The following is a 7,242-nucleotide window of genomic DNA, read 5'->3' on the forward strand; positions in this document are numbered from 1 at the left end:
GCTCTTGCCCCACCACTCGGCACCTCGCTTAGGCTCGGTGTGCCCGTAATCCGCCGGCATCCCTGCCGGTTTACCCCCCAAATCCCTGTCGAATTCCGGCCAGCGTGGTTTGACGGGGCGCCTAAGATCAAGATCAAAAGCAGGTCAAGATCAAGAGCGGCTCGCTTCGCATCGTGAAGAGTCTGCGCGTTATGGCATGACAATCGCTGAATTTCCCACCACCCTGGAAGCCGCGCGCGGTTGCCGGCAACTGAACATGAAAGTCTTGATGGGCGCGCCGAACGTGGTGCGTGGTGGGTCGCACTCGGGTAATGTGGCCGCCGCCGGCCTGGCTGGCGAGGGATTGCTGGATATACTTTCCAGTGACTACTACACGGCGAGCCTGTTGCAGGCGGCGTTCGTACTGCCGATCAACAAGATGGCGGTGATCTTTGCCGCGCAGTGCAGATGATCAGCCTGGCGCCGGCACAGGCGCGGGCTTGAAGGACCGAGGTGAAATCGCCATTGGCCTGCGTGCCGACCTGGTGCAAGCCAGGAGCCGCGAAGGGCTGCCGATGGTGCAACAAGTCTGGAGACAAGCGAAGAGGGTGTTTTGATGGCAGGCAGGTTGATCTATCTCATCGGGCCATCGGGTTCGGGCAAGGACAGCCTGCTGGATGCCGCGCGTCCACGCCTGGTCGAGCGTGGCTGCCGTATGGTGCGGCGCGTGATCACACGGTCGGCAGAGGCGGTGGGCGAAGCGGCGCAAGGGGTGAGCCCGGAGCAGTTTGCGCTGATGGAAGCCGAGGGCGCATTTGCCTTGAGCTGGCAGGCAAATGGCTTGTCCTATGGCATCCCCAGGGAAATCGACGATTGGTTGGCCGCTGGGGACGACGTTCTGGTCAACGGCTCCCGTGCTCACCTGGCGCAGGCTCGTGAGCGTTACCCGACGTCGTTGGTATTGCTGCTGACGGTGGACCAAGCGGTGTTGCGCCAGCGTTTGATCGCGCGCGGGCGTGAGTCATTGGCCGACATCGAGGAACGCCTGGCGCGCAATGCGCGGTTCACTGCCGAGTTGATTGCGGGCAATGGGGCGGGCTTGTTCGTGTTGGATAACTCTGGCCCGTTGGCACATACCGTCGAGCGTTTGCTGTGCTGCCTGGACCACGGGCGCACGGTATGCGCTTGACGCTGCTGGGCACCGGTGATGCGCGGCAGGTTCCGGTGCATGGCTGCGAGTGTGCTGCGTGCGGGTTGGCGCGCAGTGATCAAAGCCGCCCCAGCCGCAGGTGCCGCGTAATCACAATGACCTGACGCTGGCGCTGCAGAGCATCGAAGACACCGGGGCGCAGTTGGGGGGGGCTGACCCATGTGGGGCATACGTTGGATACGTGGTTGCTGGCGCATCGTCATGAGTTGCCCCGACATGTCTCGGTAGGTTGGGACAATCGAGTCGTGTAAGGCGTGGCCTTGTTAGCAATCAGACAAGAAGCTTGATGTTCAGTTTGTTTTTTCCAGTGTGTTTGATTGTTTTTCTGGATATTTGAAGCGTGTCGCTTGATTGAGTCAAGTTTGTTGTTTGCACTTTTTTTTTCTTCGGTGGCATCAAGGTTTGAGAGTACTTGGGGGATGCGAGTATTCCACCTCGAATAAAACATGTGTGGTTTTATTACTGCCATGTTTAATGGTGGGTTGTTGAAATGAAATGACGGTGGTGAAGGTCTTTTCAATGTGGGAGCTTTATCGGGCTGACAACGGAGCAGTCGGCATCGGTAACTCGCATATATGGACGGTTAACTTTCCACTGTTCAGAGTATCAAAGCACATGCATATCCCTGTTAGGCAGTCTTCTTACTCGCGTCCTTCAGATAAGTTACAGCCCGATCTTTCACCCGATGAACACCAAGTTGTTCTCTGGGCCAACAATAAAAAATCTTTCACCACGGATCAGGCCGCGAAACACATCACCCGCGGTGGCTTCAAGTTTCATGATCGCAACAATGATGGAAAAATCGTCGTGGGTTATAACTTTGCGGGCGGCTTCAATGCGGCTCAGAAAGAACGGGCCAGGCAAGCCCTTCAGTACTGGGCGGATGTTGCTAATATCGAATTTGTTGAAAATGGCCCGAACACGGATGGCACAATAAGCATCAAGGGTGTTCCGGGTTCGGCAGGCGTCGCGGGGTTGCCCAACAAATATAATTCGAACGTCCAGGCCAATATAGGCACCCAGGGTGGGCAAAACCCGGCGATGGGCAGTCACTTCCTGGGCTTATTGATCCATGAACTGGGGCATACCCTGGGGCTGAGTCATCCAGGTAAATACGACGGCCAGGGTTTCAATTACGATCGGGCTGCCGAATATGCCCAGGACACCAAGGCTCGCAGTGTCATGAGCTATTGGACGGAGACTCATCAGCCGGGGCACAATTTTGCCGGGCGCAGCCCGGGTGCCCCGATGATGGACGATATCGCCGCCGCCCAGCGGCTCTACGGCGCCAACACCAAAACCCGGAATACCGACACCACCTACGGCTTCAATTCCAATTCAGGCCGGGAGGCTTATAGCCTCAAGCAGGGGAGCGACAAGCCGATCTTCACCGTCTGGGACGGTGGAGGTAATGACACGCTCGACTTCTCCGGGTTCACCCAGAACCAAACCATCAACCTCAAGGCTGAGTCATTCTCGGACGTGGGGGGCTTGAGAGGAAATGTGTCGATTGCCAAGGGTGTGAGTGTGGAAAACGCCATTGGCGGTACAGGCAACGATACCTTGACGGGGAACGAGGGCAACAATCGGCTCACGGGCGGCAAGGGGGCCGATAAGCTGCACGGCGGAGCTGGAGCAGACACGTTTGTTTACCGCCGCGCCAGCGATTCAACGCCGCAGGCACCGGACATCATCCAGGACTTCCAGAGCGGGAGCGACAAGATCGACCTGACCGGTGTTGTTCAGGAGGCGGGGCTCAAGTCGCTGAGCTTCGTCGAGAAATTCAGCGGCAAGGCGGGCGAGGCCGTGCTCGGCCAAGACGCGAAAACCGGCCGTTTCACGTTGGCGGTGGACACAACGGGAAATGGTACGGCGGATCTACTGGTTGCCAGCCAAAGCCAGATCAAACAGGCGGATGTGATCTGGAACGGTCAGGCGCCGACAGTGACGCCAACGCCTGAACCCACTGTGGTGCCTGTGTCGGATCCCGTGCCGACCCCTACTTCAGAGCCGACTGAACCTGAACCCACGCCTGAGCCCGCCCCTTCGCCCGTCCCGACTCCACGGCCTGGAGGAGGGTTTATCGGGAAAATTTTTTCATCATTCAAGGGGTTCATAAAAAAAGTGTGGTCGATATTCAGGTGAGCCCAGTCACTATTCGCTAACCCCCCCCGACAAGCCTGCCCAGGCAGGCGTCTGTGTGCCAGGCAACGACCTCCCGTGGGGTTCTCAGTCCAGGGAACCCCACGATTGCACTAGAACCTTTCTCTTACTTCTGACCGTATACGCGTGTGGCGCTGCGTGCCTGCTTATCAAGTGAGCATGGCTACTTTCAAGCCACGTTCATGTCGTGTTTTTTTCACCAAACTATCAGGGGTTGGTGATGCCTTCCGGTTTTTTCAGTTATTCAAAACTCCCGTTGACTCACTCACTGGGTTTATTACCTGTGCGTTATTCATGTTCCCGTTTCAGAGGTGTCGGACTGATCGCCTGTTGCAGTGCATTGAATGACTCATGTGCGGCAGACGGAAGTCGCTGTATGTGGAATGCTGATTTTTTCCTTCATGTTCTATTCTATTGTTCGCCATTCAAGTTGGTAGTCGCCTGGGGGACGTGAAAAATATGAGGGCGGATGCATATTCAATTGCGTCTCAGGTTTTGTCTGGTTGTGAGTTATGCTTTGCAATAAATATATTTTTTAGTTTGTTTTAGTATTTTTATCTCTTGTATATCAACGGGTTGTAATTTTTTTGAACAGCGATTTGAGTTTTGAGGTTTCAGGTTTTTTCGGTTGTAAGTCTAAAGTGTTTTTAAATTTTAGAATGTGTCCTGGTGAATTAATTGGTCGCTGGCGTGATTACCTTTAGCATGCGAATTTAAGGGGGTGCCGATAACTACTGCTGCTCTTGTTGGGCGGAAATCGGTATCTCGAATATGTTGTTTTACCGTTCGAGTCTGATTTTTATGAGGACTTTGGTTTATGAGAGTGCCAGGACCAACCGCAACGAATTCTAATGCAGGGCAGGTGCCAGATCCGAGGAGTGGCATCAGCCCGGAGGGCCCTACGCAGGTATATACACTAAACAGCAAAAAAACCGTCTTCACTACGGAACAGGCCGGGAAACATATCACCCGCAGCGGTTTCAAGTTTCATGACAGTAACGGTGATGGCAAAACCACGTTGTCCTATCGTGTTTCCAAGGGCTTTACCCCACAGCAGGCAGATCAAGCCAGGCAGGCACTGCAATCCTGGCAGGATGTCGCTAACGTCACATTCACTGAAAAAAGGCAGGGGGCTGACGGCCATATAGATATCAATGAGATGCACGGAACCTCTGGGGGTATGGCCTCACTCCCCAACCGCTATATGAGTCAAACTTTCGCAAATGTCGGAACAGCGAATGCAGGTGCAAACCCTCCACGGGGTCATTATTTTCGCGAAGTTCTAGTTCACGAAATAGGCCACACCATTGGGCTGGAACACCCGGGGGACTATGATGGCTCTGGTAACTATGGACGGGACGCAGCGTATGCCGGGGATACTCGAGCGCGTTCTGTGATGAGTTACTATTCGGAAAAAAACCAGCCGGGACATGATTTCAAATCATTGAACCCCTCTGCGCCGATGATGGATGATATATCGGCCGTTCAGAAACTCTATGGGGCGAATACTAAAACGCGTAATACCGATACGACGTATGGATTTAATTCCAATACAAACCGTGAAGCCTATAGTTTGAAGTCGGCTAACGACACACCCATTTTCTGTGTGTGGGATGGTGGTGGTAATGACACATTGGATTTCTCTGGGTATTCACACCATCAGAAAATCAACCTCAATGCCGAGTCCTTTTCGGATGTAGGGGCGTTGAAAGGTAACGTTTCCGTTGCCAAGGGCGTCACGCTGGAAAATGCAGTGGGCGGTAAGGGCGACGACACACTTATCGGTAATCATGTTGCCAATCGCCTCAAAGGGGGGGCGGGGGCCGACAGACTGTCTGGGGGGGGCGGCGCAGATACCTTTGTTTACGACCATGCCAGTGATTCCACCCCGGATAACCCTGATGTCATCCTGGATTTTGCGAGTGGCGCAGACAAGATTGATGTATCCGCAGTCCTTAAAAGAGCGAATGTCAGTGCTCTCAAGTTCGTCGATCGCTTAACTGGCCAACCCGGCCAGGCTGTGATGAGTTATGACGAGGGCCGCAACGAGGGGAGTCTGGCCCTGGATCTGACAGGCAACGGCAAGGCTGATCTATTAATAAAAAGCATTGGCCAGATAAAAGCTGCTGATATCTTGGCGCACGGCGATACAACCGCGCCAAACCCTGAACCCAAAGATCCCAAGCCGCAGCCGCGCCCTCAACCCGAGGAGCCCAAACCCAAGCCTGAGTCCAAACCGAAGGAGCCAAAACCGGAGGAACCAAAACCGCGTCCGGACTCGTGTGAACCAAAGCCGCGTCCGGATCCGTGCGAGCCGAAGCCGCGTCCGGATTCGTGTGAGCCAAAGCCGCGTCCGGACCCGCGCGAGCCGCAGCCGCGTCCAGATCCACGCGAACCGCAGCCACGTCCGGACCCGCGCGAGCCGCAGCCGCGTCCAGATCCACGCGAACCGCAGCCACGTCCGGACCCGCGCGAGCCGCAGCCGCGTCCGGATCCACGCGAACCGCAGCCGCGTCCGGACCCGTGTGAGCCGCAGCCGCGTCCGGACCCGTGTGAGCCACAGCCGCGTCCAGACCCACGTGAGCCGAGGCCGCGTCCGAACCCACGTGAACCGCAGCCACGTCCGGACCCACGCGAGCCGCAGCCGCAGCCACGTCCGGACCCACGTGAACCGTACCCAGGTCCAGACCCACGTGAACCGAGGCCGCGCCCGCACCCACGTGAGCCGAGGCCGCGTCCGAACCCACGTGAACCACAGCCGCGTCCAGACCCACGTGAACCGCAGCCACGCCCGGACCCGCGTGAGCCGAGGCCGCGTCCGGACCCAAGTGAACCGCAGCCACGCCCGGACCCGTGTGAGCCAAAGCCGCGTCCGGAACCATGTGAGCCGAGACCGCGTCCGAACCCACGTGAACCGCAACCACGTCCGGACCCGTGCGAGCCTAAACCAACCCCTCGCACAGATCCTTGCGAGCCGAAAGCTGTCACTCGAAACGTAAGGCCAGCCTATGGCTTGAGTGCCCATTCAGGCGACTACCGGGCGATGCAGGCGCCAGCCTTTGATAGTCGTCATTTCCAGGGCGGGCTTGCAGGGGAATTCATTCGACGTCAGAAGCGCGCTGAATAGATTCAAGTCGCTCTTTATGAGTGAAACATAACGTCAAGTTTAAGTGCTCACAACAAGTCATGGCTTGTTATTCGTTAATAACGCCGTTTTTTGATGCGTGCGTAAAAGTTTGAGTAGTCAATATAGAGACTGGCTATTTAAGAGTTCACGGGTGTTTTACTTGTGAAGTGTTGTGTTGTTGTTTTTAACTAACTGAGAAAACGTAATTATGATTAATGCACCTGCATCCGCTGCAAATTACCATATGCCCACGCCGAACGTGACCCCTCAGCCGTCACCGTTGGCTCATCCTGGCAACCCAGGCGACAGTGACGCCGTGAAGTCCTCTCATGCCGATGCGAACTCGGCGGCAGACAACCAGGCCTCGACAGGATCCAAGTTGCTTAATCTTTCCGCTCCGCTGGTAGGTGACCGCACTGGCCTGCAGCGACTGTATGGATCGAGCCTGAACTCCGGACTGCTTCAACTAGGGGAAGTGAATTCTGGCAAAGTGGTTATCGCTCGTTGTTCCCCGAAGGCAGAGGAAGATACCAAACCGGCAGCGGATGAGCCCAAGCCGAATGGTGACACCAAGCCAGTAACGGATAAGCCCAAGCCGGGCGGCTTCTCCACGCCAGTAACAGATAGGCCCAAGCCACGCGGCGGCACCAAGGAGCCGGTGGTTGAGCAGCCCAAGCCAGAGGGCACCAAGCAGCCAGTGGTTGAGCAGCCCAAGCCAGAGGGCACCAAGCAGCCAGTGGTAGATCAGCCCAAGCCAGAAGGT

Annotated in this window: 3 protein-coding genes and 4 pseudogenes; all 7 read left to right on the forward strand. The window is 56.1% G+C overall.

Going from position 1 to position 7,242, the window contains the following annotated elements; all coding sequences use genetic code 11:
* Positions 1-160: 160 nt before the first annotated feature.
* Positions 161-596: pseudogene (locus E1K68_RS27260) on the forward strand (alpha-D-ribose 1-methylphosphonate 5-triphosphate diphosphatase); the annotation flags it as partial.
* Positions 596-1,168 carry a phosphonate metabolism protein/1,5-bisphosphokinase (PRPP-forming) PhnN gene (gene phnN, locus E1K68_RS27265; RefSeq protein WP_003189968.1) on the forward strand — a complete coding sequence of 191 codons (573 nt, stop codon included), beginning with the start codon at positions 596-598 and terminating at the stop codon, positions 1,166-1,168. The pseudogene E1K68_RS27260 and the gene phnN, both read left to right, overlap by 1 nt.
* Positions 1,159-1,248 (forward strand): annotated as a pseudogene (locus E1K68_RS27270) (phosphonate metabolism protein PhnP); the annotation flags it as partial. The gene phnN and the pseudogene E1K68_RS27270, both read left to right, overlap by 10 nt.
* Positions 1,248-1,440 (forward strand): annotated as a pseudogene (locus E1K68_RS28020) (phosphonate metabolism protein PhnP); the annotation flags it as partial. The pseudogenes E1K68_RS27270 and E1K68_RS28020, both read left to right, overlap by 1 nt.
* Positions 1,441-1,684: 244 nt before the next feature.
* On the forward strand, positions 1,685-3,334 hold the full coding sequence (locus tag E1K68_RS27275) for a M10 family metallopeptidase C-terminal domain-containing protein (protein ID WP_309295829.1): 1,650 nt from the start codon (positions 1,685-1,687) through the stop codon (positions 3,332-3,334).
* Positions 3,335-4,169: 835 nt separating this feature from the next.
* Positions 4,170-6,479, forward strand: a complete 2,310-nt coding sequence (locus E1K68_RS27280) for a M10 family metallopeptidase C-terminal domain-containing protein (protein ID WP_212614944.1) — start codon at positions 4,170-4,172, stop codon at positions 6,477-6,479.
* Positions 6,480-6,687: 208 nt separating this feature from the next.
* Positions 6,688-7,242, forward strand: a pseudogene (locus E1K68_RS27285) (alkaline protease); the annotation flags it as partial.

Origin of the sequence: Pseudomonas sp. B2021 (genome assembly GCF_018135665.1) — a bacterium.
In the GTDB taxonomy this organism is placed as follows: Bacteria; Pseudomonadota; Gammaproteobacteria; order Pseudomonadales; family Pseudomonadaceae; genus Aquipseudomonas; species Aquipseudomonas lactis.